This is a genomic window from Pseudomonas sp. ES4 (assembly GCF_050586665.1).
Taxonomy (GTDB): Bacteria; Pseudomonadota; Gammaproteobacteria; order Pseudomonadales; family Pseudomonadaceae; genus Aquipseudomonas; species Aquipseudomonas frederiksbergensis.
In genome coordinates this window covers 123,670-146,705 of the sequence record NZ_JBOBDO010000009.1, presented here as the reverse complement: position 1 = coordinate 146,705, position 23,036 = coordinate 123,670, and the positions used below count along the sequence as shown (strand labels likewise).

Here is a 23,036-nt window from a genome sequence, read left to right as displayed (position 1 = left end):
GCGGCTTAAGGTGCCAGACGTTCAAGAGTCCAGTCGGCGCCCTGAAAGCGGTAGTTGAGGCGATCGTGCAGGCGGCTCGGACGGCCTTGCCAGAACTCGATGCGCTCCGGTAACAAACGGTAACCACCCCAGTGCTCAGGGCAATGAGGTTGCGTGTCGCTGAAACGTTGCTCGGTGTTCTTGAGCAGCGCTTCCAGCTCGGCACGGTCGGCGATCACCTGGCTCTGGGGCGAAGCCCAGGCGCCGAGACGACTGCCCAGCGGCCGAACCTGAAAGTAGGCGTCGGACTCTTCAGGCGTAACCTTCACCACCCGCCCTTCGATGCGCACCTGACGCTCCAGGGCCGGCCAGAAAAAGGTCATGGCCGCGAATGGGTTCGCGGCCAGGTGCTGGCCCTTGGCGCTGTCGTAGTTGGTGAAGAAGGTGAAACCCTGCTCGTCCAGCCCCTTGAGCAGCAGAATGCGGCAATGCGGCCGACCGTCCTGATCGACGGTGGCCAGGGTCATGGCGTTGGCTTCCACCGGCGCCTGTTCGGTTTTCACCGCGTCGGCAAACCACTGATGGAACAGCGCGAATGGCTCGGCCGGAGCTTGCGCCTCGGTCAGGCCATCACGGGTGTAATCGCGACGCATATCAGCCAGGCCCTGGGTCATGGCGCATTCCTTTTGGTTAACGAATCACTTTTTAACAGTATCGGTGGCGTCGGCGACTTTTTTCGTGTCGGCAGCGGCTTTGGCCGGGGCAGTCTTCTTCGCCGGCGTTGCAGTTTTAGCCGGTGCCTTCTTGGCGGCGGCTTTCTTGGCCGGGGCTTTTTTTGCAGCAGGCACAGCGGCTTTCTTCGCGGCTGGCGCAGGGGTGACCGGTTTGACCACTGGCTTGACGTCCTGGGCAGCGACCAGCTTCACTGGCGCCGGGGCCGGCATGTTGTACTTGCTCAGCAACGCGACCATGGTGTTTTGCGGGGTCACCAGCAGTTCGACGCGACGGTTCAAGGCACGACCTTCATTGCTGTCGTTAGCAGCACGCGGGGCTTCGCCACCCATGCCGCGCAGCATCAGGCGATCACGCTGCAGACCGCTGAGGCGGAAAATCGCTGCCACGGACTGGGCACGCTCCTGACTCAGTTTCACGTTGGCCGGTGCGGCGCCCGACGTATCACTGTGGCCGAGTACCAGCACGGCAGTCTTTGGATCGACTTCGAGGATTTTCGCGACGCGAGTGAACGGGCCGAGGGTCACCGGCAGCAGCATGGCCGGACGGTCAGGGTTGAACGAGCCGTCTACCGGCGCGGAGACTACCAGCACGTTTTCACGGCGCTCAAGTTGCAGGTGGCTGCCCTTGATCGCTTCGCGCAGGCGCGGTTCATAGTCGTCGAGCCAGGCCTGGGTGACTTTAGGATCAGGCATCGGCACGACTTTGGCAGTAGTGCTTTGCTCTTTACCACCGAACGGCCACCACCAGTTGCCACCGGCTTCGGCCTCAGCCTTAGTCTTGGCCACCTCGACTGGTTTAACTTCAGGTTTGGCTTCAGCTTTCACCTCTGGCTTCTTGTCGAGAACCTCATCGGAACCGAACGGCCAGTACCAAGGGCTGGAGCTTTCAGCCTTGGCAACCGGAGCGGTCGCTGCAGGCTTCAAAGGTGCCGGGGCTGGGGTCGGAGCCGGGCCTTTAGCCGCGACTTTGTCGGAAGAACCGAACGGCCACCAGCTGCTGCCATCCGAGTCATTTTGTGGAGTTTGTGCGCAACCGGTAATTGCGAAGCACAGGGCCAAAGCGAGAGTTTTATTGGATGACATTGGATATCCACAAAATGAAGTAATGAAAAATCAGGCCGGGTTGACCCGGATAAACAGACGCTTGGAAACCATAAAGGCCTTGGGGTTCCGGCCCTGGAACCCCTGAGCGCGTTTTACAGACAAGTGGCCAGGGCCCGCACGAGCGTTTGCGCGCGCGGATCCATCAAGACGTACGGTCCCAGGGTATTTGTCACAAAGCCGAAGGCCACATCGTGTTCCGGGTCGGCAAAACCGGTGGAACCGCCCGCCCCCGGATGACCGAACGCACGAGGGCCGAGGCCGTAGGTGGCGTTGGGGACGTCCGGTTGATCGAGCATGCAACCCAGGCCGAAACGGGTCCGGGTCAGTAACGTCTTGTCCTCGCCGCGGCTGTGCTCGCGCGTCAGTTCCTCGAGCATTTCGCTTTCCAGCAAACTGCCATCGAGCAGACCGGCATAGAACCCGGCCAGGCTGCGGGCATTGCCGTGGCCATTGGCGGCCGGTTGCTGCATGCGTCGCCACTCGGGTTTGTTGGTGCTGGTCATGATCGACGGCGGGTTAGTGAACGCCCTCGTGGTCATGGCCGTCGGCTCGCGCATGGTCACTTGGAGCAAGCGCTGGGCGGCGGCATCGCCGACATTGCCTTTGCCTCGAGCAATGTGCGCCACGCGGTGGAACTCCTGGTCCGCCAGGCCGACGTGGAAATCCAGGCCCAAAGGCTTTGCAACCCGCGCCACGATGGCCTCACCCGGCCCACGACCGTCGGCACGACGCAGCAACTCACCGACCAGCCAGCCGTAGGTGATCGCGGCGTAACCGTGACCGCTCCCTGGCGTCCACCACGGTTCTTCAGCGGCCAGGGCGTCAACCATGGTCTGCCAGTCGTAAAGGGCTTCCGGGGCCAACAGCTCACGCAACGCCGGCAGACCGGCCTGATGGCAGAGCAATTGGCGCAGGGTCACGGACTCTTTGCCGGCGGCGGCGAACTCGGGCCAGTAACGGGCAACCGGTGCATCCAGTTGCAGCTTGCCTTCGGCCACCAGTTGCAGGGCGGTGACCGCGGTAAAGGTCTTGGTGCAGGAGAACAGATTGGCGATGGTGTCGCTGTGCCAGGCTTCGGTGCCATCCTTGTCAGCGCTACCGGCCCAAAGGTCGACCACGGTTTCACCGCCGATCTTGATGCACAACGCTGCACCGCGTTCCTGAGAATCGTCGAACAGCGCCGCGAAAGCCTCACGCACCGCTTCGAACTTCAGCTCGTAAAAACCCTGAATCTGCACCCGCAACTCCCCGGATATAAAGCTCTACAAAGTGCCCGCATTGTTCCAGCCCTGGAGGGTTTTGGGAACAGTTGCGGGCCGGGCGGTCGGTTGCCCATGGATTGGATCAGAAATTTATGGTGCCTTGGCGGGCGCCATCGCGAGCAGGCTCACTCCCACAGGGTTCACGCTGGACCATTGTGGGCGTGAGCCTGCTCGCGAAGAACGATAACGCGGTTTAACAGGACTCAGTGGCCATTGCCGGAATGCCCACCCACATGGCCAGCGCCCTGCCCTGCACCTTTGCCAGCATCGCCTTTTCTGCCGCCCTCAGCTTCTTGATCGGCTTTATCCGCCTCAGCCTTGGCCTTCTCGGCTTCTTTACCGAGCTGATCGACGGTCTGCCAATTGCTCTTGCGCACGCTATCGACGAAGCCCTGGAACGGCAGATCGGTAATGCCCACCAGCCCGAAGTGCCCGTTCTCGCCATCCAGCAGACGACCGGTAACCGGTTGATCAAGGTATTGGAACCAGTGCACGCCGACGATCGACGGCTCGCTCATCGCCTGTTTGAGGAAGTTGGCGTAAGCGGGCCCACGGTCTTCTTCCTTGGCCAATTGCGTCACGCCGCCCCAGAACGGGCCGCGATCCGCGGAGCCGAAGTTGAACTCGGTGATCAGCACCGGTTTGTCCAGGCTGCGCAGTATGGCGAAGTCGTAACTGTCCTGCGGTTGCAGGGTGTACATGTTGAAGCTCAATACGTCGCAATACTTCGCACAGGACTCAACCGCTTCCGGGGTGCTGTTGGCGAAGCGGCCGCCCAGCAACAGCTGGTTCGGCGCGTGCCACTTGAGCGAATCGGAGAGGGTCTTGAAGTACGTGTCGGCGAAGACCTTCTGGAAGTATTTGAAGTCTGCCTCGATTTCCGGAAATTCGGCGCTTGGCAGCGGCGGCACGAAGCCCGGGTCTTCCATCAATTCCCATGCCGGCAAATCAATGCCCCACGCTTTTGAAAGACCCGCCTGATTGCGGTACTTATCCCGCAATTGCTTGAGGAACGCGCGTTTGGCCGGCACGTCGGTGGTCATCTTCAAGGTGCCGTAGACCAAGGCGTAACGGGCTTTCGGGTCATCGCCGGGACCGGCCCAGGCCAGTTCGTTATCGGCGAAGTAGCCGATCAGCCAAGGATCGTCGCGATGGTCCCGCGCGGCGATGGCCACGGCACGTTCGGTAGCCATGGCGAAACGCGGGTCAAACGGGTCGGGCATGCCGCCCCACCAGTCAGTGCCGGTGCTGATGCTGGCGTAATCGCCGACGATCGACAGCGGCAAGGTGTACGGCAGGCGATCAGCGTTGGCCAGCACCGGGGCGCTCCAGTTGCCGATAGTGTTGAAGCCCCAGGCTTGCAGGCGATCCAGGGTGTGGCTGGCCCAGCGCTGTTCATCAACCACCGCTTTGCAGGGTTCGGCAGGTGTTTGCTCAGCGGCTTTCGCCGCAGTCGCGTCAGCGGCGCCGGTTTTGGCGGCTTCGGCAACACCAGCTTCGGCCGTCGCAGGAACGACCGGTTGCTCGGCAGCCTTCTCTACCGTAGCCGCAACCGCGTCAGCCTTGGCTGCTTCGGCGACACCGGCCTTGGTGTCGCTGGTCACCACACATGGCGAGCCATACAAACGCTGCAAGTTGGCGCCATAGAAGTCGTACCAGCGACCGGCATTGTAGCCACGGCCCTTATCGACGCCGTTGCCACCGCGGTTATCGCCTTCGCCATAGTGGCTGGCCAGCGGCTCGTCGGGTTTGGGCAGCGATTCAAACATCCACTCGCGGCCGGCGACGTAGGTCTGGTTGACATCCGGGGTGACGGTGTTGACGCCGAGCGAATAGAACGGATGGCCTTCCGGGGTCACCAGGTACCAGCGACCGTCGCGTTTTTCGGTACGGAAAAAACCGCTGGCCTTAAATGCCGGGCCTTTGGTCCAGCCGCCAAACTTGTCCAGGGACGACTTCTCGCGCTCGGCCAGCCAGGTTTTCAGTTGCTGCTGTTCCTTGGCGGCGGCGCTTTTCAGTTGCTCGTCGCTGCTGACTTTCTCTGGCCATTTGGCTCGGGTCGACTGGCCGTAAGCGTCTACCAGGCCGCCAAAAGCCGCTTGGGTAACCGCATCGCCGTCCTGCACGCCAAAGCGTTCCAGCAAGATGCTCTGGGCGACTTTCGGCTGATCCATCGACAAGGTCACCGACACCACCTGGCTGCGCTCCAGCTCACCGGCGCTGCTGGCCAGCAATACACGTTGGCCATTGAACATCATCGGCATCGGCGGGCCGGCTTTCAGGCCCAGGCTCAATGGCGTAAAGGGCGTTAGCGGCACCAATAGGGTTTGCGCAGGGCCGGCCGGCAAATCGACGCGGCTGATCAGCGTCTTGCCGTCGTTGCTCTGGATTTTCACATACAGGGTCACAGCCCAATTCATTGCGCTCTGAATCCGCAAACTCATGAAGCCCGACTGCGACCAGTCCCAGGCGCCCGTCTGTGGGGTCAGACGCAAGGTCGGTTGTGCCGCAGGGTTGAACGTCACCCGACGCAGCACTTCGCCTTCGGCCGTTTGCTCGGCGTTGGATTGCGGCAGGCTGGCGTCCTGAGTCGCCACCTGGACCACATCGGCGGGGCGCACAAAGTTGAACAGCGTCTGTTGGCCGGCAGGAGCCGCCAGCAATGGGGCCGCGAACATCAGAGCGAAAACGGCAGGTAACGAACGGCGCAGCGAACGGCGAATCATGAGAACGAAATTCTCCCTAACGACCCAAATGGGCCAGTGGAAAAGCGATGGCAGAGAGATAGACAACGCGGTGGGCAAATTTGCCCACCGGTGTATCAGGAAATTTCACGCCGGAAGGGAGGCAACGCATTGAGGATTGCCTTGCCATAACGCTGGGTGACCAGGCGTCGATCGAGCAAGGTGATGGTGCCGCGGTCTTCTTCGGTGCGCAGCAAGCGACCGCAGGCCTGGACCAGCTTCAGCGAAGCATCCGGCACGGAGATTTCCATGAACGGATTGCCACCCCGAGCCTCGATCCATTCGGCCAGGGCCGCTTCGACCGGATCATCGGGCACCGAAAATGGAATCTTCGCGATCACCACGTGCTCGCAGTACGCACCGGGCAAATCGACCCCTTCGGCGAAACTCGCCAGGCCGAACAACACACTGGAATCGCCGCCATCGACCCGCGCCTTGTGCTTGTTCAGGGTTTCCTGTTTCGACAGGTTGCCTTGAATGAACACTTGCTTGCGCCAGTCGCGGTCGAGGCCGTCGAACACGTCCTGCATCTGTTTGCGCGAGGAGAACAGCACCAGGGTGCCGCGCGAACCTTCCACCAAGGCCGGCAAGTCGCGGATGATCGCTGCAGTGTGGGCCGGCGCATCACGCGGATCGGCCTTCAGGTCCGGCACCCGCAACACGCCAGCGTCGGCGTGATGAAACGGGCTTGGAACCACTGCGGTCACGGCTTTTTTCGGCAGGCCGGCGCGCATGCGGAAGCGATCGAAGGTGCCGAGTGCGGTCAATGTCGCGGAGGTCACCAGAGCGCCGTAAGCTACGTTCCACAAGTTGCGACGGAGCATTTCCGCCGCGAGGATCGGGCTGGCGTTGACCTCGATGTCGAACAGCGAGCCGCTTTCGGCCAGGGTCAGCCAGCGGGCCATCGGCGGGTTGTCTTCCGGGTCTTCAGCGGTGAACGCGACCCACAACTCCCAGTTGCCCGAAGAACGCGACAACAGGCTGCCGAACAGCGGGTACCACTCCTCTGCCTGGTTGCTGGCGATGCCGATGTTGACCTCGCCATCCATGCCTTCCTTGAGCAGTTCGGTGAGACGGGTAAACAGATCGGTCAGACGGGCGAAACCCTTCTTAAGCTCGACGCCCATTTCGCGCATGTGCTCGGGAATCACCCCGCCGACGAAGCGATGACGCGGCCGCTCACGGCCTTCGACGTCTTCGCCCGGTTTGAAATCGGCGACCTGCTCGCAGGCGCTGAACATGAATTGCTGCTGGGTCTTGATCTCCCGCGCGAGTTCCGGCACTTGTTCGATCAACTTGCCCAGGTCGCCCGGCAGCGGATGCTGGGCCAGCAATTTGGTGAGGTTCTTGGCGGTGGTTTCCAACCAGTCGGCGGTGGAACGCAGGCGCGTGTAATGGGCGAAATGGCCGATGGCCTTGTCCGGCAGGTGATGGCCTTCGTCGAACACGTAGATGGTATCGCGCGGGTCCGGCAACACGGCGCCGCCGCCCAGTGCCAGGTCGGCCAGGACCATGTCGTGGTTGGTGACGATCACATCGACCTTGCCCATGCCTTCGCGGGCCTTGTAGAAGGCGCACTGGCCGAAGTTCGGGCAATGGCGATTGGTGCACTGGCTGTGATCGGTGGTCAGGCGCGCCCAGTCGGCGTCTTCCAGGGCGGTGGACCAACTGTCGCGGTCGCCGTCCCACTTATTGCCGGCGAGTTTCTCGATCATGCTGGTGAACAGCTTCTGACTGGCTTCGTCGACCTCGATCTTGAAGCCTTCTTCTTCAAACAGCTGCGCCGTGGCGGTTTGTGCGTGACCTTCCTGGAGCAACATGTCGAGCTTGGACAGGCACATGTAGCGCCCGCGTCCCTTGGCCAGGGCGAAGCTGAAACTCAGCCCGCTGTTGCGCATCAGGTCGGGCAAATCCTTGTAGACGATCTGCTCTTGCAGGGCCACGGTGGCCGTGGCGATCACCAGGCGTTTGCCCGCAGCCTTGGCCGTGGGGATGGCGGCCAGGCTGTAGGCCACGGTTTTGCCGGTGCCGGTGCCGGCTTCCACCGCGACAATCGCAGGGTCGCCACTGCGCCGGCCTTCGTCATCGGTGTCGATGTCACCGAGGACCTTGGCAATTTCGGCGATCATCAGGCGTTGGCCGTAGCGCGGCTTGAGGCTCTTGGCTTCGAGAAAACGCGAGTAGGCGCCCTGGATCGTGGTTTTGAGTTCAGTGCTGATCATGGATTGTCGGGCGCAAAAAACGCTGGATAAATTTTCAGTGGTTCGGTTCGGCGGCTATCATACCGCGCTAATTAATCCCGCGCAGAACGGAGTACCTCAATGACACCTTTTGGCATCGTTTACACCCTGCATGTCCTGTCAGCCCTGGTCTGGGTCGGCGGCATGTTTTTCGCGTGGATGGTCTTGCGGCCCGCGGCGATGAAGGCACTTGAAGGCCCTGCCCGACTGAAGCTGTGGGTAGAAGTGTTTCAAGGCTTTTTCCGCTGGGTCTGGGTTGCGGTGGTGCTTTTGCCGATCAGCGGTGTGGGCATGATTCATTTGCAGTACAGCGGTTTTGAAGCGGCGCCGCGGTATGTGCAGGTGATGATGGGGTTGTACGTGGTGATGACGGCGCTGTTTATCCGGATTCAGGCCTTGTTATTGCCAGAGTTGCGCACGGCCGTGGCGGCGCAGGACTGGCCGACCGGCGCTGCGACGCTTGGGAAAATTCGCAAGTTGGTGGGGATTAATCTGATTGTCGGGTTGGTGCTGGTGGCGATTGCTGCGGCACGGCCGTGATCGTTCCCACGCTCTGCGTGGGAATGCCTCAAGGGACGCTCCGCGTCCAGTGACGCGGAGCGTCACGGGCTGTATTCCCACGCAGAGCGTGGGAACAATCAAAACTCGGTCGCTTTTACAACCGCTGCACGGTCACCGCTCCCTCCGCTCCGGCAGGCCCCGGCTGACCATCAGCGCCAGGACGACCATTTTTTCCGCCATCGGCCTTGTAAACAAAGCAGCCCTTGGCCTTGCCACCCGCACCCGGCTTACCGCCAGGCCCGGCCACTCCACCGTCGCCGCCGGCCACCTGGACCTTGATCAGTTCCGCCGGGTAATCGCGCGGCACTTCCAGGCGAACCAGTGCACCCGGCGCGCCTGGCTGGCCGTCACTACCGTCACTGCCATCGGCACCACGACCGGCCTGGCCCCAGGTACAACCCGGCGCCTGGCCGTTGGCCCCATCGAGACCGACGAAACCCGGTGCGCCCGCGCCGCCGCGAGCGTCCACCAACAGTTGCGGCGCACTCAGTGACTTGATCTGCAAGTTCAGGTTACGCCCGGAGCGGGCGGCCTTGAGGTAAGTCCCCGGCGCGCCGCGAGCCGTGATCTGGCTGCCTTCCGACAACTGCGCTCGACTGACCTTCAGCTCAAGCGGCTGTTCGCCGGGGACGATGGCGATCCGCGCTTCACGCCCCAGACGCAATTCACCGACGGATACCTCGGTCACATTCGAAGGAATCAACAACGTGCCGTAGTCGGCCACTTCCAGGCGTTCCAGTTGCAAGGTGCTGGCGGTGTTGGGCAAACGCATCAGCGAGTTGGTTTCGACGCTCACCACCTGGGCGCAGGCCAACGGGCTGATGAGTGCAGCGAGCAAACAGAGTTTACGCATGGGAAGCCTTAGACGCGGTCGGAGCCGGGATGGTTTGCAGGTGGAAAACGCCGAAAAACAGGATCTTCAGGCGATCTCGCCAAGGATGAGTACGACCTCTGAGGCTACGGAAACAGAACACTGCCTCAAGAAGATGAAGGCAGGCCAGCAGGCCGCCAGCCAGATTGACCAGCAGATGCAGAGGATTGACAAACGGCATGAGCTGATTGGTCAACACCACCAGCCAGAAAAGCAGGGTCAACAACTTCCCCAGCCCCCAAAACACGTTCATACGCTCCCCCGTTGAGAATTATTCTTTGACGCACAGTACCGGCTTCCACGCGGGATAAGCCAGAGGGCAACGGAAAATTCTTCATGAAGGCTGCCGAATGGCCGCCGGAGCGACCTTATTTGTCACCCGACGGCTCTATCACGGGGCTCAGCGATTGACGTGCAGTTCCACCCGCCGGTTTTTCGCTCGCCCTTCTTCTGTTTCGTTATCGGCCACCGGCTGACTTTGGCCCTTGCCCTCGCTGGTGAGCTTGTTCGGCGCCAGGCCCTGGCTCAACAGGTAGGCCGCCACGCTACTGGCGCGACGTTCCGACAGCGCCTGGTTATAGGTGTCCGAGCCGACGCTGTCGGTATGTCCGATCACCTTGATGCTCATCACCTCAGCGCTTTGCAGTTTGGGCATCAACGAATCCAGCTTGCTCTGCGCGGCTGGCGTCAGTTCGGATTGGTTGAAAGCAAACAGTACGTCGTCCGCGTCGCTCAGGGTGATGACCTCCGATTGCACAGGTTCGGGTGTCACGCTGACCGGGTACTGCGGCAATGGGCAACCATGATGTTCCACGGGGGTATTGGCCGGCGTATCAGGACAGCGGTCGCGTCGATCGAAAACCCCATCGTCGTCTTCGTCGCCGTCCTGGGCGTAACAGATCAAGCCACCGGTCAAGATACCAAGCGCCGCCCCACCGGCCGCCCAAGCGCTACTTTGCAGAGCGCCCAGACCGCCACCGGCCAGACCGCCGATAACGCTGCAGATTGGCCAGGTTCGTTGATTGAGGGGGGCGGTGCCATCGCTGTGAGTAGCGCAACCGGTCAACAGGCTGCCCAGCAGCACAACCGGCAAGACGGTCCGTGTAAGAACACTCATGGTGAAAGCTCCTGTGTTACCGGCCAATGCCGGTCACACAGGAGTAAAGACCCGCATCCGCGACTGCACAAGCCGCGGAGCATAAGGGGTTTAGCGGTTGATTTGGATTTCCGTGCGACGGTTCATCGAGCGGCCGTCAGCGGTTTTGTTATCGGCAACCGGCTGGCTTTCCCCGGCACCGGTGACAGAGACGAAGCTGCTGCGTGGCACACCTTGGGTAATCAGGTATTCAACGACCGAGTGCGCGCGACGATCCGACAGTTTCTGGTTATAGGCATCGCTGCCCACGCTGTCGGTGTGACCGGTTACAGTCAGTCGAGCGTCAGGCGCTTCCGCTTTCAAGCGAGTGGCGATTTTATCGAGGACCACTTTGTCGGCAGAGGTCAGTTTGGCCTTGTCAAACTCGAAGTGAACATCGCGAATGACGATGACTTCTTCTTTAACCACGGCGGTTTCTTCGACCACTGGCGCAGGCACCGGTGGAGGGCAACCGTCGGCATCGACCCGCACGCCTTTAGGTGTTCCCGGGCACTTGTCGCGGCTGTCCGGTACGCCGTCGCCGTCTTCGTCGCCATCACCGTGAACCCAGCAATAGGCCGCAGCCGTGCCGCCGACGAGCAGCGCGCCATACCCCGCCCATGCCGAGCTCTCGGTCGCGCCGAGACCTGCACCCACGACACCACCGACCGCCGCACAGGTCGGCCAGTCGGTTTTCTGCAAACCTGCGCAACCAGTCAACACACTGGTTAGCAGAACCAAGGGTAATGCTGTGCGAACTATGCTCATCTAGTTTTCTCCTGAGGGGATCGGCTTAGAACCGATTCAGGTAGTAAAGACCCGAGTTTTAATCTCCGCCAGCAATAGGCCATTCCCGTTTTGCCCCGTGTTCACGGTAGATCGACGCTTTTACGCCAAACCAGCTCTAGGCCCGGCTCTTTGAGCAGGCTAGTCTTGGCAGCTCTGATTGAGGATTTTCGATGATTGCAGGTATTTCTTCGCGCACGCCCCAGCAGGCGTTGGCCGCTTTGCTTGATCGTTACGCCCCCGCGCGCCTGTTGCTGATTGGCGCCAGCGAATTCCCCGCACTAGAGGCCTTCAAACTGGCACACCCGGACAGTTGTGTGGCCCATGCGGCACCTGGCCCGTTGCCTGCTGAACTGGCGGCGCGCCGGTTTGACCTGGCGCTGGTGGTCGATTGTCTCGAACACTTGCCCAAACGCGATGGCCTGAACCTGCTTGGCGGGATCCGCAACCTCAACGCCAGCCGCATCGCGGTGCTGGCGGACTTGCCGGCCAGCGGCTGGCAGGAGACCGATTTTTTCTCCCTGGCGCTGCAAGCCAGCGAACGCTTCCAGCGCGACGAGCAAGTGCTGACCCTGTTTACCTATGATCTGCTTGACTATAAACAAGTCCCCGACTGGCTTAACTCACGGTTCTGGGCCAATCCGGAAAACTTCGGGAAATATTGGTGGTAACGCAATGAGTACATCCATTTGCCCCTGCGGTAGCGGCACCCCGCTCGATGCCTGCTGCGGTCATTACCATGCCGGTCATCCGGCGCCGTGTGCCGAAGCCTTGATGCGTTCGCGCTACAGCGCCTACGTACTGGGGCTGATCGATTATCTGGTGGCGACCACCCTGCCCGCACAACAGGCAGGCCTGGATCGACAGTCCATCAGCGACTGGAGCGCCCAAAGCACCTGGCTGGGTCTTGAAGTGGAAAGCTCCGAGGTCTTGGGCGGTCAGCCGGAACATGCCTTCGTGACCTTTACCGCGCGCTGGCACGACGGCAGCGGTGAACACAGCCACCGCGAACGCTCGTCGTTCGTACAGAACGCCGGCCGCTGGTATTTCATCGATCCCACCGTGCAACTCAAGGCCGGACGCAATGATGCGTGCCCTTGCGCCAGCGGACAGAAATTCAAGAAGTGTTGTGCGGGTTATTTCAGCAGTTGAGTTGAGGTAACGATCAAAAGCTAGACTGGGGTTCAAGGGAGAAGAATTACCATGACCACCCAGCGGCGCGTCCTACAGATGCTCACCCTTCTCCTGTTTCTGGGGCTCGGCGGCTGTGCGTCCTGGTTCGGTAACGATGAACCCGAACCGCAGGTGCATCTGGCCAAGGTCGAAGTGATCCAGGCCAAATTGATGCAGCAAAAATTCTTGCTGCACTTTCGTGTCGACAACCCCAACGACAGCGATCTGACGGTGCGGGGCATCGAGTACCGCATTCACCTGGGCGACATGCTGCTGACCGAAGGCGAGCACGAACACTGGTTTACGGTCGGCCCCAAACGCAGTGCCTACTTTAAAGTACCGATCCGCACCAACCTGTGGCCCAAGGTGCGGGATCTGGTGAAACTGCTGAAAAAACCCGACCAGCCCATTCCCTATCGTCTGGAAGGTGAACTGGAAACCGGTTTATTCATCGCGCACTACGTGCACCTGGCGCGCAATGGCGTGATAATCCCCGCCGATTTAATTCCGGAGCAAAACCGATGACCCAGCAACCCCATGTCCATGGCCCTGACTGCAACCACGATCATGACCATCACGACCACCATGATCACGACCATGGCCATGTCCACGGCCCGAACTGCGGCCACGCTCACCAGGAACCGGTGCGCAACGCCCTGAAAGACGTCGGCCGCAACGACCCTTGCCCTTGCGGCAACGGCAAGAAATTCAAGAAGTGCCACGGCGCTTGATGCTTCGGGCGAAGATTTTCTTCGCCTGTTGAATCGCCTTCGCGAGCAAGCCCGCTCCCCCAAGGATCTACGTCGTTCATAGAACCCATGTGGGAGCGAGCCTGCTCGCGATGACTACGGCACATCCACCATCCCTGTGTCAGTTACACCGCTTTCGCGAGCAGGCTCGCTCCCACAGGGATTTCAGCCAGGCTGCAAAATATGTGCGGTACTCACGACCGTCGCATATTCCCCGTGCAAATTGCCCAACGACATCGCATGCACTTCCTCGGCTGAATGGGCGTTGCCAAAGTAGTCAGCCTTGTCGAAGGTAAAACACGCATCCTCCGCCACCCACGTATCAAACCCCAGATTCCCGGCCGTTCGCGCCGTGGACTCCACCGAGTTGTTGGTCGCCACGCCGACAATGACCAACTGATCGATCCCCGCCGTTCGCAAACTCGTCTCGAGCCCCGTCGCACAAAACGCATCCGGCACCTGCTTTTGAATAAGCTGCTCACCGGTCTGTGGCTGGAATCGTTCCTGAAACTCCACCCCCGATTGCTGCGGCCAGAACACTGATTCCGGCGACCGGGACACGTGCTGCACATGAATCACCGGTCGCCCGGTTCGACGCCAATGCCCTAGCAAATCGAGGATTCGCTGCTCCGCCTGAAGATTGTTTCGGCGACCGAGTTTGGGATGCAGGATGCCTTTTTGTTGATCGATGATGATCAGCGCCGCGTTGGTTTTGAGCTCCATGCCGGTTTTTCTCATGCGGGGTCATTGAATTTCCCGCACTTCAGCATCACCTGTTGCTACAGGCAAGCTATCGAACGCAAACGGGACGACCTGATGCCGGCGTTTGCTGTGCGCAAGTAACGACATCTTTTGATTTGGAGTACTCCATGATCGACCTGTATTACTGGACCACCCCCAACGGCCACAAAATCTCGATATTCCTGGAAGAAGCCGGCCTGCCCTACAACGTGCACCCGATCAACATCAGCCAGAACGACCAGTTCAAACCCCAATTCCTGAAAATTTCCCCGAACAACAAGATTCCAGCCATCGTCGATCCCGAACCGGCCGATGGCGGTGAGCCGCTGGCATTGTTCGAGTCCGGGGCGATTCTGCTGTACCTGGCAGAGAAGACCGGCAAGTTCCTGCCCAAAGACCTGCGCGGTCGCCAGCAAGCGCTGCAATGGTTGTTCTGGCAAATGGGCGGCCTGGGGCCGATGGCCGGGCAGAATCATCACTTCAGCCAATTCGCGCCGGAGAAAATCCCCTACGCCATCAAGCGCTACATCGATGAAACCGCCCGCCTCTACGGGGTACTCGACAAGCAGCTGGCCGATAAAGACTTCGTCGCCGGCAGCGAATACAGCATTGCCGACATGGCGATCTACCCGTGGATCGTTTCCCACAAGTGGCAGAGCCAGAACCTGGAAGACTTCCCCAACGTGCTGCGCTGGTTCAACCACATCCAGAGCCGTCCGGCGACGGTGAAGGCGTATGCCCTGGTGGCCAAAATCAACCCGCCTAAATCCTGACCTTCATTGAAGATCGTTCCCACGCTCTGCGTGGGAATGCAGCCCGGGACGCTCCGCGTCCCATCAAGAGCCGAACGCGGAGCGTCCGTTGAGGCATTCCCACGCAGAGCGTGGGAACGATCACCGAAGAAATAACCCCGCCGCCGCTTGCGCGGCCACCTCCTGCTCACTAACGTAGCGCCTTTACTGACGCTACCCCCCGCAGGAGCTTTGCCATGGCCTCGCCAGCCCTTACACATTTTCTTCCCCGGTTCGGCGTTGCCGCAGCAGTGGCCGGTGTTTTGAGCCTGACCGGTTGTCAGACCTGGAACACCCAGAACACCCTCCCGCCGACCATCGGCGTGCAACCGCTCAAGGGCCTGGCGCAGAACGTTTCGGTACGCCGCAATGCCATGGGCATGCCGCTGATCGAAAGCAACACCTTCCACGACGCGCTGTTCGCCCTCGGTTACGTCCACGCCACCGACCGCATCACGCAAATGGTCACGTTGCGCCTGTTGGCTCAGGGTCGTTTGTCGGAGATGTCCGGTTCGGACCTGCTCGACGCTGACCGCTACATGCGTGCCGTCAATCTGAAGAAAAGCGCCGGCGAGCTGTACAAGGCGTCTTCGCCGCGCCTCAAACGCTTCTTCGAAGTCTATGCACGCGGCGTCAACGCCTACCTGTTCCGTTATCGCGACAAGCTGCCGGCGGACCTCGCGGCCACCGGCTACAAGCCTGAATACTGGAAGCCGGAAGACTCGGCGCTGATTTTCTGCCTGCTGAATTTCAGTCAATCGGCCAACCTGCCGGAAGAAATCTCCTCGCTGATGCTGGCCCAGACCGTCAGCAACGACAAACTCCCGTGGCTGACCCCGTCCGCTCCCGATGAAAAACTGCCGCTGGCCGAAGCTGAAAAACTTCAGGGCATCAAGCTCAACGGGCAAATCCCGGGGCTGGCCGAGATCAGCAAAGCCACGAGCCAACTGTCCGATCTGAATCTGCTGGGCGCCACCTCATCGAACAACTGGGCGATCGGCCCGCAACGCAGCCGCAGCGGCAAAAGCCTGCTGGCCAGCGATAGCCATGGCCCCTTGGGCGTACCGTCGTTGTTCAGTTACGTGCAGATCCGCGCGCCGAAGTACCAGGCATCTGGCGTAACCGTTGCCGGTTTGCCGATGGTCCTCGGCGGTTTCAACGGCAAAGTGGCGTGGAGCATGACCACTGTCATGGGCGACAACCAGGACCTGTTCCTGGAAAAAATCAAACGCCAGGGCAACGGACTTTCCTACGAGGTGGGTGGCAAATGGCAGCCAGCGATCGTGCGCAACGAAACCTACTTCGTCAAAGGCCAGCGGCCGATTCGCGAAGTGGTGTACGAAACCCGCCATGGCCCGCTGCTCAACAGTGCCCAAGGCACGACGCTGGCCAACGGTTTCGGCCTGGCCTTGCAGACGCCGAACTTCACCGATGACAAGACCCTGGACGCGTTTTTCGACCTGTCCCGCGCCCAGACCGTCGAGAAAGCCTCGGACGCCAGCCGCGAAATCCGCGCCATCGCGCTGAACCTGGTATTTGCCGACGCCAGCAACATCGGTTGGCAAGTCACCGGGCGCTTCCCGAACCGTCGCGAAGGCGAAGGCCTGCTGCCGTCGCCGGGCTGGGAAGGTCGTTACGATTGGGATGGCTACGCCGACCCGATGCTCCATCCCTATGACCAGGATCCGGCCCAAGGCTGGCTCGGCACCGCCAACCAGCGAGTCATTCCGCATGGCTACGGCATGCAACTGTCCAACTCCTGGTCGGCGCCGGAGCGTGGCGAACGCCTGGCCGAACTGGCGGGCGTGGGCAAACATGACACACGCAGCCTGATCGCCATGCAGTACGACCAGACCACCACTTTCGCTGCCAAGCTGAAGAAAATGTTCGAAGCACCGGGCATGGCCAAACCACTCAAGCAGGCCATTGAAGCGTTGCCTGAGGCGGACCGTGGCAAGGCTCGCGAGGCGTACACCCGCCTGATGGCCTTCGACGGCAAACTCAGCCCGACCTCCGCCGATGCAGCGATTTACGAACTGTTCCTGCAGCAAAGCACCCGGCAAATCTTCCTCGACGAACTCGGCCCGGAAAGCAGCCCGGCGTGGAAAGCCTTTATCGCCAACGGCAAGTTGTCCTATGCGGCCCAGGCCGATCACCTGCTGGGGCGTGAGGACAGTCCGTTCTGGGATGACGCTCGCACACCGCAAAAAGAAGACAAACCGGCGATCCTCGCCCGCAGCCTGGCGGCCGCGATCAGCGCGGGCGACAGTCAGTTGGGCGGCGACCACAAAACCTGGCAATGGGGCAAACTGCACCGCTACGAATGGAAAAACGCCAGCGGCCAGACGGTGCGCGGGCCACTGGCGGCCGGTGGCGACCACACCACACTGAACACCGCAGCATTCGCCTGGGGCCAGGATTTCACCACCACCCTGGCGCCCGCCATGCGCTTTATCGTCGACTTCGGCCAGGCGGAACCGCTGATGGGGCAGAACGGAACCGGGCAATCCGGTAATCCGGCGAGCCACAACTACCTCGACAGCATTGATCCGTGGCTGAAAGGGCAATACATGAGCTTGCCGATGCAGCCGCAGAACTTTGACAAGGTGTACGGCAACAAGCGGTTGACCCTGACACCTGGCAAGTAACCCCGCCTCTACCTGACCGCTTGATCGTTCCCACGCTCCGCGTGGGAATGCAGCCAGGGACGCTCCGCGTCCCAAGAGCGGACGCGGAGCGTCCCTTGAGGCGTTCCCACGCAGAGCGTGGGAACGATCTTGAATTCCCGAAAAAAAAAAATAGAACTTCTCGTCTCGCGCAAACCTCCTAGCTAACAGGCCTATTCATTCTGGTAACAACATGGATCTTGTTATCGCGCGTCCTGAAGGTTTGTACTGCCCGGTCGGGGATTTCTACATCGACCCGTGGCGTCCGGTCGAACGTTCGGTCATCACCCACGCTCACGGCGACCATGCCCGCATCGGCAACCGGCATTATCTGGCGGCCGCTCCCGGCGAAGGGATTTTGCGGGCGCGACTGGGCCAGGGCATCAACCTGCAAACCCTGCCTTACGGTCAACCCCTGACCCACCATGGCGTCACTTTGAGTTTTCACCCCGCCGGGCATGTCCTCGGCTCGGCACAGGTGCGCCTGGAATATCGCGGCGAAGTCTGGGTCGCCTCGGGCGACTACAAGGTCGAACCCGACGGCACTTGCGCGCCGTTCGAGCCCGTGCGCTGCAATACCTTCATCACTGAATCGACCTTCGGTCTGCCGATTTATCGCTGGCAACCCCAGGCGCAGGTTTTTGCCGAGATCAATCAGTGGTGGCAAGCCAACGCCGCCGACGACAAAACCAGCGTGCTGTTCTGCTATGCGTTCGGCAAGGCGCAGCGAATTCTCCACGGCATCGATGCCAGTCTCGGTCCCATTCTGGTGCATGGGGCCGTGGAACCGCTCAATCAGGTTTATCGCGAAGGTGGTATTTATTTACCGCCCACGATCTATGCCGGCGAAGTACAAAAGAGCGACCCCATGATGCGCAAGGCGCTGGTCCTGGCCCCGCCTTCGGCTGGCGGCAGCACCTGGATGCGGCGCTTCGGCGACTACAGCGATGGTTTCGCCAGCGGCTGGATGCGTTTGCGCGGCACTCGGCGGCGACGTGGTGTAGATCGTGGCTTCGTACTGTCTGACCACGCCGACTGGCCGGGCCTGCTCTGGGCCATCGAACAGACCGGTGCCGAGCGCGTGAGAGTGACCCACGGTTCGGTTGGGGTACTGGTGCGCTATCTGCTCGAACAAGGTCTTGATGCCATGGGTTTCAGCACCGAGTACGGCGACGATGAGGACGAAAACGCAGCCTTCGAACCCGAGAGCGCCGAGGTGCTGCCATGAAGGCCTTCGCCGATTTGTATGCCGAACTCGATGCCACCACCTCGAGCAACGCCAAACTGGCGGCGATGCAACACTACTTCGCCGAAGCCGCGCCGGAAGATGCCGCATGGGCTGTTTACTTTTTGTCCGGCGGGCGTCCTCGGCAACTGGTGCCGGTACGCATCCTGCGAGAGTTGGCGGTGGAAATCTCCGGCCTTTCGCCGTGGCTGTTCGAAGAAAGTTATCAAGCGGTCGGTGATCTGGCGGAAACCATTTCGCTGGTAATGCCCGGAGCGCTTCACAGTTCCAACGATGGATTAGCGGTCTGGATTGAACACAAACTGCTGCCGCTACGCGGTGAAACCCCGCAAGTCCTCGCCGAGCGACTGCCGGCCTTGTGGTCGCAACTGGACCGCCAGAGCCTGATGCTCTGCATCAAACTGATCACCGGCAGTTTCCGTGTCGGCGTTTCCAAGTTACTGGTCACCCGCGCCTTGGCGGCCATGGCCGGGCTCGACAGCAAACGCGTCGCCCAACGTCTGGTGGGTTACACCGACCTGTCCAACCGCCCGAGCGCGTACGGTTATTTGAAGTTGATCGCTGCCGAATCGTCTGCCGAACATGCCCAACGGGGCGGTCAGCCCTACCCGTTTTTCCTCGCTCACGCGCTATCGCAACCTGTTGAACAATTCGAAGCCCTGCTCGGCCCGGCCAGCGATTGGCAAGTGGAATGGAAGTGGGATGGCATTCGCGCCCAGGTGGTCAAACGCGACGGGCGACTGTGGATCTGGTCGCGAGGTGAAGAGCTGGTCACCGAGCGCTTCCCCGAACTCGATAGCCTGGTTCACTGCTTGCCCGACGGCACGGTGATCGACGGTGAAATCGTCGCCTGGAAAACCGCACAACCCTCCACCGAAGACGCCTTCAACCCTTATTCCCCGGCTGCACCCGCGGTAAAGCCTTTCGCGCTGCTGCAACAGCGGATAGGTCGTAAAACCCTGGACAAAAAAATCCTCGAAGAAGTGCCGGTGGTGATCCTCGCCTACGACTTGCTGGAGTGGCAGGGTGAAGACTGGCGCAACCAGCCTCAGTCCCGGCGTCGCACACAACTGGAACATGTCGTCGCCAGCGGCAACAACCCGGTATTACTCCTTTCCCCCTTGCTCACCGGAGAAGACTGGTTCGACCTCGCCCGACAGCGGCAAGCCTCCCGCAAGCTTGGTGTCGAAGGCATGATGCTCAAGGCCCGGGATGCGCTGTATGGCGTCGGGCGGACCAAGGACATGGGCGTCTGGTGGAAATGGAAAGTCGACCCCTTCAGCGTCGACGCGGTGCTGATTTATGCGCAACGCGGCCATGGTCGCCGCGCCAGTCTCTACAGCGATTACACCTTCGCCGTGTGGGACGGGCCGCCTGGCGCGAGCCAACGCGCACTGGTGCCGTTCGCCAAGGCGTATTCGGGGCTGACCGACGAAGAAATGCGCCAGGTCGACAGTATCGTGCGCAAGACCACCGTAGAGAAATTCGGGCCGGTGAGCAGTGTCACACCGAGCCTGGTGTTTGAACTGGGATTCGAGGGCATCGCCCTGTCCAGGCGACACAAGAGCGGGATTGCGGTGCGGTTCCCGAGGATGTTGCGTTGGCGGCAGGATAAGTCGGTCGAGGAAGCGGACAATTTGGGAACGTTGCAGGATTTACTCAGCTGATCCGACCCCTTGTGGGAGCGAGCCTGCTCGCGATAGCGGTGTGTCAGTTAACAATTTTTCGACTGACACTCCCTCATCGCGAGCAGGCTCGCTCCCACAGGGTTTTGTGGTGATCCTATCGATGTTGGTGCATCAAATTCTCACCGCCCGTTTTCGTGCACAAATCCCTCCTTGCCATTTCTTGAATCACCTTTTAAAACACTTGTTCGGGACTCTGGTTCGGAAATTGCTACTTTCATAGGGTCTTACGCTTTCCAGTAACAATAATTCTGCGCCACAAGCGCTCATATTGGTTTTTAGGGATTGAATAATGAAAAAAGCATTGCTGACCCTTTCTGCACTGGCGTTGTGCATGGCAGCCGGTTCCGCGCTGGCCAAGGAATACAAGGAATTGCGTTTTGGCGTTGATCCTTCCTACGCTCCGTTTGAGTCAAAAGCGGCTGACGGTAGCCTGGTAGGTTTCGACATCGACCTGGGTAACGCGATCTGCGCCGAGCTGAAGGTCAAGTGCAAATGGGTCGAAAGTGATTTCGACGGCATGATTCCGGGCTTGAAGGCCAATAAATTCGACGGTGTGATCTCTTCGATGACCGTCACCCCGGCCCGCGAAAAAGTCATCGACTTCTCCGACGAGCTGTTCTCCGGCCCAACCGCCTACGTGTTCAAGAAAGGTTCCGGCCTGACCGCAGACGTCGCTTCGCTGAAGGGCAAGACCGTCGGCTATGAGCAAGGCACCATTCAGGAAGCCTACGCTAAAGCCGTGCTGGACAAGGCCGGGGTGAAAACCCAGGCCTATCAGAACCAGGATCAGGTGTATTCGGACCTGACTTCCGGTCGCCTCGACGCGGCAATTCAGGACATGCTGCAAGCTGAACTGGGCTTCCTGAAGTCGCCAAAAGGCGAAGGCTACGAAGTCAGCAAGCCGGTCGACAGCGAATTGCTGCCGTCCAAAACAGCTATCGGTATCTCTAAAGGTAACAAAGACCTCAAAGACCTTTTGAATAAAGGTATCAAAGCGTTACACGAAGATGGCACCTACGCCACCATTCAGAAGAAACACTTTGGCGATCTGAATCTGTACAGCGGCAAATGATGCCCGGCGCCCATCTTGCGATGGGCGCTTTTTTCTTCCGATCAGGTTGCTGATTTATGTTCGAAAACCTATTACAAAACCTGGGGCTCTCCGCCTTCAGCCTCCACGGCTTCGGCCCGTTGCTGATGGAAGGCACCTGGATGACCATCAAATTGTCGGTGTTGTCGCTGTTGGTGGCCGTTTTGCTCGGCTTGCTCGGCGCCAGCGCCAAGCTGTCAAAAGTCAAACTGGTGCGCATACCGGCCCAGCTCTACACCACACTGATTCGCGGTGTGCCGGACCTGGTGCTGATGCTGTTGATCTTCTACAGCCTGCAAACCTGGCTGACGTCGTTTACCGATTTCATGGAATGGGAATACATCGAGATCAACCCGTTCAGCGCTGGGGTTATCACCCTGGGCTTCATTTATGGCGCGTATTTCACCGAAACCTTCCGTGGCGCGATTCTCGCGGTCCCACGGGGCCAGGTCGAAGCGGCAACCGCGTATGGCCTCAAGCGCGGCCAGCGTTTCTGGATCGTGGTGTTCCCGCAGATGATGCGTTTTGCCCTGCCGGGTATCGGTAACAACTGGATGGTGATGCTCAAGGCCACAGCCCTGGTCTCTATCATCGGCCTGGCCGATCTGGTCAAGGCGGCGCAGGATGCCGGCAAAAGCACTTATCAACTGTTCTACTTCCTGGTGCTTGCAGCGCTGATTTACCTGGTAATCACCAGCGCCTCCAACTTCGTCCTGCGCTGGCTCGAACGCCGCTACGCCGCCGGTTCCCGGGAGGCCGTACGATGATCGAGCTCTTGCAGGAATACTGGAAACCTTTCCTTTATACCGACGGCTACAACATCACCGGCCTGGCCATGACCATGTGGCTGCTCAGCGCGTCGATCTTCATCGGTTTCGTGGTGTCGGTCCCGCTGTCCATCGCCCGGGTTTCGCCGCACTTCTACATCCGCTGGCCGGTTCAGTTCTTCACCTATCTGTTCCGGGGTACGCCGCTCTATATTCAGCTGCTGATCTGCTACACCGGGATTTACAGTCTGGCTGCCGTGCGCGCCCAACCTGTGCTTGATGCGTTCTTTCGCGATGCGATGAACTGCACGATCCTGGCTTTCGCCCTGAACACCTGTGCCTACACCACGGAGATTTTCGCCGGGGCGATTCGCAGCATGGCGCATGGTGAAGTGGAAGCGGCCAAGGCTTACGGTCTGACAGGCTGGAAACTTTATGCCTATGTGATCATGCCTTCGGCCCTGCGTCGTTCGTTGCCTTATTACAGCAACGAAGTGATTTTGATGCTGCACTCGACCACCGTGGCATTCACCGCGACCATCCCGGACGTATTGAAAGTCGCGCGGGACGCCAACTCGGCGACCTTCCTGACCTTCCAGTCGTTCGGCATCGCCGCGCTGATCTACCTGACCGTTACCTTTGCGCTGGTCGGCCTGTTCCGCCTCGCCGAACGCCGATGGCTGGCCTTCCTCGGGCCGACCCACTAGGA

Annotated in this window: 22 protein-coding genes; 12 read left to right on the top strand and 10 right to left on the bottom strand. The window is 60.4% G+C overall.

The genetic code is table 11. The annotated features are described in order from the left end of the window. Positions 1-5: 5 nt before the first annotated feature. The 5 genes from pdxH to dinG form a co-directional block, all read right to left on the bottom strand. Entirely contained in the window at positions 6-653 is a 648-nt protein-coding gene (gene pdxH / locus ACQ4OB_RS13055; protein WP_430955792.1) for a pyridoxamine 5'-phosphate oxidase, read from the bottom strand. Positions 654-677: 24 nt separating this feature from the next. Further along, entirely contained in the window at positions 678-1,796 is a 1,119-nt protein-coding gene (locus tag ACQ4OB_RS13050; RefSeq protein ID WP_074874127.1) for an OmpA family protein, read from the bottom strand. 113 nt (positions 1,797-1,909) lie between these two features. After that, the gene (locus ACQ4OB_RS13045; RefSeq protein ID WP_102616294.1) at positions 1,910-3,055 is read right to left on the bottom strand and encodes a serine hydrolase domain-containing protein; all 1,146 of its coding nucleotides are present in this window, start codon (positions 3,053-3,055) and stop codon (positions 1,910-1,912) included. Positions 3,056-3,282: 227 nt separating this feature from the next. Beyond that, the gene (locus ACQ4OB_RS13040; RefSeq protein WP_430955791.1) at positions 3,283-5,805 is read right to left on the bottom strand and encodes a beta-galactosidase; all 2,523 of its coding nucleotides are present in this window, start codon (positions 5,803-5,805) and stop codon (positions 3,283-3,285) included. A 95-nt stretch (positions 5,806-5,900) separates the two neighbouring features. Continuing rightward, positions 5,901-8,045, bottom strand: a complete 2,145-nt coding sequence (gene dinG / locus ACQ4OB_RS13035; RefSeq protein WP_074874121.1) for an ATP-dependent DNA helicase DinG — start codon at positions 8,043-8,045, stop codon at positions 5,901-5,903. Between the two features lie 99 nt (positions 8,046-8,144). Between dinG and ACQ4OB_RS13030 the strand changes: the two genes are divergently transcribed. Further along, a complete protein-coding gene (locus tag ACQ4OB_RS13030) occupies positions 8,145-8,603 on the top strand; it encodes a CopD family protein (protein WP_074874119.1) in 459 nt (152 codons plus the stop codon). Between the two features lie 115 nt (positions 8,604-8,718). On the opposite strand, the gene ACQ4OB_RS13025 is transcribed toward ACQ4OB_RS13030, so the two are convergent. The 4 genes from ACQ4OB_RS13025 to ACQ4OB_RS13010 form a co-directional block, all read right to left on the bottom strand. Continuing rightward, complete coding sequence (locus ACQ4OB_RS13025) at positions 8,719-9,477, bottom strand: collagen-like triple helix repeat-containing protein (protein WP_076029973.1); 759 nt, start codon at positions 9,475-9,477, stop codon at positions 8,719-8,721. Beyond that, positions 9,470-9,748: a DUF1145 domain-containing protein gene (locus ACQ4OB_RS13020; RefSeq protein WP_430955790.1), complete on the bottom strand. Its 279-nt coding sequence runs from the start codon at positions 9,746-9,748 to the stop codon at positions 9,470-9,472. The genes ACQ4OB_RS13025 and ACQ4OB_RS13020 overlap by 8 nt, the downstream gene beginning before the upstream one ends. Positions 9,749-9,895: 147 nt before the next feature. Next, the gene (locus ACQ4OB_RS13015; RefSeq protein WP_430955789.1) at positions 9,896-10,612 is read right to left on the bottom strand and encodes an OmpA family protein; all 717 of its coding nucleotides are present in this window, start codon (positions 10,610-10,612) and stop codon (positions 9,896-9,898) included. 90 nt (positions 10,613-10,702) lie between these two features. After that, the gene (locus tag ACQ4OB_RS13010; protein ID WP_074874112.1) at positions 10,703-11,398 is read right to left on the bottom strand and encodes an OmpA family protein; all 696 of its coding nucleotides are present in this window, start codon (positions 11,396-11,398) and stop codon (positions 10,703-10,705) included. 191 nt (positions 11,399-11,589) lie between these two features. Here ACQ4OB_RS13010 and ACQ4OB_RS13005 point away from each other — a divergent pair, with 191 nt between their 5' ends. From ACQ4OB_RS13005 to ACQ4OB_RS12990, 4 genes are read left to right on the top strand one after another with little or no spacing between them, the layout of a single operon-like run. Further along, entirely contained in the window at positions 11,590-12,087 is a 498-nt protein-coding gene (locus ACQ4OB_RS13005; RefSeq protein ID WP_074874110.1) for a DUF6231 family protein, read from the top strand. 4 nt (positions 12,088-12,091) lie between these two features. After that, positions 12,092-12,568 carry a YchJ family protein gene (locus ACQ4OB_RS13000; protein WP_046056365.1) on the top strand — a complete coding sequence of 159 codons (477 nt, stop codon included), beginning with the start codon at positions 12,092-12,094 and terminating at the stop codon, positions 12,566-12,568. A 51-nt stretch (positions 12,569-12,619) separates the two neighbouring features. Further along, positions 12,620-13,114, top strand: coding sequence for an LEA type 2 family protein (locus tag ACQ4OB_RS12995; protein ID WP_074874107.1), 495 nt, complete (start codon positions 12,620-12,622; stop codon positions 13,112-13,114). Then, a complete protein-coding gene (locus ACQ4OB_RS12990; protein WP_007906737.1) occupies positions 13,111-13,320 on the top strand; it encodes an SEC-C metal-binding domain-containing protein in 210 nt (69 codons plus the stop codon). Before ACQ4OB_RS12995 ends, ACQ4OB_RS12990 begins: the two co-directional genes overlap by 4 nt. Before the next feature lie 183 nt (positions 13,321-13,503). Here the strand turns inward: ACQ4OB_RS12990 and ACQ4OB_RS12985 are convergent, their stop codons facing one another. After that, positions 13,504-14,061: a cysteine hydrolase family protein gene (locus ACQ4OB_RS12985; protein WP_430955812.1), complete on the bottom strand. Its 558-nt coding sequence runs from the start codon at positions 14,059-14,061 to the stop codon at positions 13,504-13,506. A gap of 146 nt (positions 14,062-14,207) precedes the next feature. On the opposite strand from ACQ4OB_RS12985, the gene ACQ4OB_RS12980 reads away from it, so the two are divergent. From ACQ4OB_RS12980 to ACQ4OB_RS12950, 7 genes are all read left to right on the top strand, one after another. Continuing rightward, positions 14,208-14,852, top strand: a complete 645-nt coding sequence (locus ACQ4OB_RS12980; protein ID WP_074874103.1) for a glutathione S-transferase N-terminal domain-containing protein — start codon at positions 14,208-14,210, stop codon at positions 14,850-14,852. 215 nt (positions 14,853-15,067) lie between these two features. Continuing rightward, a complete protein-coding gene (locus ACQ4OB_RS12975) occupies positions 15,068-17,518 on the top strand; it encodes a penicillin acylase family protein (protein WP_430955788.1) in 2,451 nt (816 codons plus the stop codon). 211 nt (positions 17,519-17,729) lie between these two features. Beyond that, on the top strand, positions 17,730-18,764 hold the full coding sequence (locus ACQ4OB_RS12970) for a ligase-associated DNA damage response exonuclease (protein ID WP_430955787.1): 1,035 nt from the start codon (positions 17,730-17,732) through the stop codon (positions 18,762-18,764). Next, positions 18,761-20,449, top strand: a complete 1,689-nt coding sequence (locus ACQ4OB_RS12965) for an ATP-dependent DNA ligase (protein WP_430955786.1) — start codon at positions 18,761-18,763, stop codon at positions 20,447-20,449. Before ACQ4OB_RS12970 ends, ACQ4OB_RS12965 begins: the two co-directional genes overlap by 4 nt. 310 nt (positions 20,450-20,759) lie before the next feature. Further along, complete coding sequence (locus ACQ4OB_RS12960; RefSeq protein ID WP_074874096.1) at positions 20,760-21,542, top strand: transporter substrate-binding domain-containing protein; 783 nt, start codon at positions 20,760-20,762, stop codon at positions 21,540-21,542. Positions 21,543-21,598: 56 nt separating this feature from the next. Beyond that, the gene (locus ACQ4OB_RS12955) at positions 21,599-22,327 is read left to right on the top strand and encodes an ABC transporter permease (protein ID WP_074874094.1); all 729 of its coding nucleotides are present in this window, start codon (positions 21,599-21,601) and stop codon (positions 22,325-22,327) included. Continuing rightward, positions 22,324-23,034 carry an ABC transporter permease gene (locus ACQ4OB_RS12950; RefSeq protein WP_074874093.1) on the top strand — a complete coding sequence of 237 codons (711 nt, stop codon included), beginning with the start codon at positions 22,324-22,326 and terminating at the stop codon, positions 23,032-23,034. Before ACQ4OB_RS12955 ends, ACQ4OB_RS12950 begins: the two co-directional genes overlap by 4 nt. Positions 23,035-23,036 lie beyond the last annotated feature (2 nt).

What these genes read in the sequence shown, in the direction of transcription:
- pdxH (WP_430955792.1), bottom strand. Translation starts at nt 653, where the DNA reads ATGACCCAGGGCCTGGCTGATATGCGTCGCGATTACACCCGTGATGGC.
- ACQ4OB_RS13050 (WP_074874127.1), bottom strand. Translation starts at nt 1,796, where the DNA reads ATGTCATCCAATAAAACTCTCGCTTTGGCCCTGTGCTTCGCAATTACC.
- ACQ4OB_RS13040 (WP_430955791.1), bottom strand. Translation starts at nt 5,805, where the DNA reads ATGATTCGCCGTTCGCTGCGCCGTTCGTTACCTGCCGTTTTCGCTCTG.
- dinG (WP_074874121.1), bottom strand. Translation starts at nt 8,045, where the DNA reads ATGATCAGCACTGAACTCAAAACCACGATCCAGGGCGCCTACTCGCGT.
- ACQ4OB_RS13030 (WP_074874119.1), top strand. Translation starts at nt 8,145, where the DNA reads ATGACACCTTTTGGCATCGTTTACACCCTGCATGTCCTGTCAGCCCTG.
- ACQ4OB_RS13025 (WP_076029973.1), bottom strand. Translation starts at nt 9,477, where the DNA reads ATGCGTAAACTCTGTTTGCTCGCTGCACTCATCAGCCCGTTGGCCTGC.
- ACQ4OB_RS13020 (WP_430955790.1), bottom strand. Translation starts at nt 9,748, where the DNA reads ATGAACGTGTTTTGGGGGCTGGGGAAGTTGTTGACCCTGCTTTTCTGG.
- ACQ4OB_RS13015 (WP_430955789.1), bottom strand. Translation starts at nt 10,612, where the DNA reads ATGAGTGTTCTTACACGGACCGTCTTGCCGGTTGTGCTGCTGGGCAGC.
- ACQ4OB_RS13010 (WP_074874112.1), bottom strand. Translation starts at nt 11,398, where the DNA reads ATGAGCATAGTTCGCACAGCATTACCCTTGGTTCTGCTAACCAGTGTG.
- ACQ4OB_RS13005 (WP_074874110.1), top strand. Translation starts at nt 11,590, where the DNA reads ATGATTGCAGGTATTTCTTCGCGCACGCCCCAGCAGGCGTTGGCCGCT.
- ACQ4OB_RS13000 (WP_046056365.1), top strand. Translation starts at nt 12,092, where the DNA reads ATGAGTACATCCATTTGCCCCTGCGGTAGCGGCACCCCGCTCGATGCC.
- ACQ4OB_RS12995 (WP_074874107.1), top strand. Translation starts at nt 12,620, where the DNA reads ATGACCACCCAGCGGCGCGTCCTACAGATGCTCACCCTTCTCCTGTTT.
- ACQ4OB_RS12990 (WP_007906737.1), top strand. Translation starts at nt 13,111, where the DNA reads ATGACCCAGCAACCCCATGTCCATGGCCCTGACTGCAACCACGATCAT.
- ACQ4OB_RS12985 (WP_430955812.1), bottom strand. Translation starts at nt 14,061, where the DNA reads ATGGAGCTCAAAACCAACGCGGCGCTGATCATCATCGATCAACAAAAA.
- ACQ4OB_RS12980 (WP_074874103.1), top strand. Translation starts at nt 14,208, where the DNA reads ATGATCGACCTGTATTACTGGACCACCCCCAACGGCCACAAAATCTCG.
- ACQ4OB_RS12975 (WP_430955788.1), top strand. Translation starts at nt 15,068, where the DNA reads ATGGCCTCGCCAGCCCTTACACATTTTCTTCCCCGGTTCGGCGTTGCC.
- ACQ4OB_RS12970 (WP_430955787.1), top strand. Translation starts at nt 17,730, where the DNA reads ATGGATCTTGTTATCGCGCGTCCTGAAGGTTTGTACTGCCCGGTCGGG.
- ACQ4OB_RS12965 (WP_430955786.1), top strand. Translation starts at nt 18,761, where the DNA reads ATGAAGGCCTTCGCCGATTTGTATGCCGAACTCGATGCCACCACCTCG.
- ACQ4OB_RS12960 (WP_074874096.1), top strand. Translation starts at nt 20,760, where the DNA reads ATGAAAAAAGCATTGCTGACCCTTTCTGCACTGGCGTTGTGCATGGCA.
- ACQ4OB_RS12955 (WP_074874094.1), top strand. Translation starts at nt 21,599, where the DNA reads ATGTTCGAAAACCTATTACAAAACCTGGGGCTCTCCGCCTTCAGCCTC.
- ACQ4OB_RS12950 (WP_074874093.1), top strand. Translation starts at nt 22,324, where the DNA reads ATGATCGAGCTCTTGCAGGAATACTGGAAACCTTTCCTTTATACCGAC.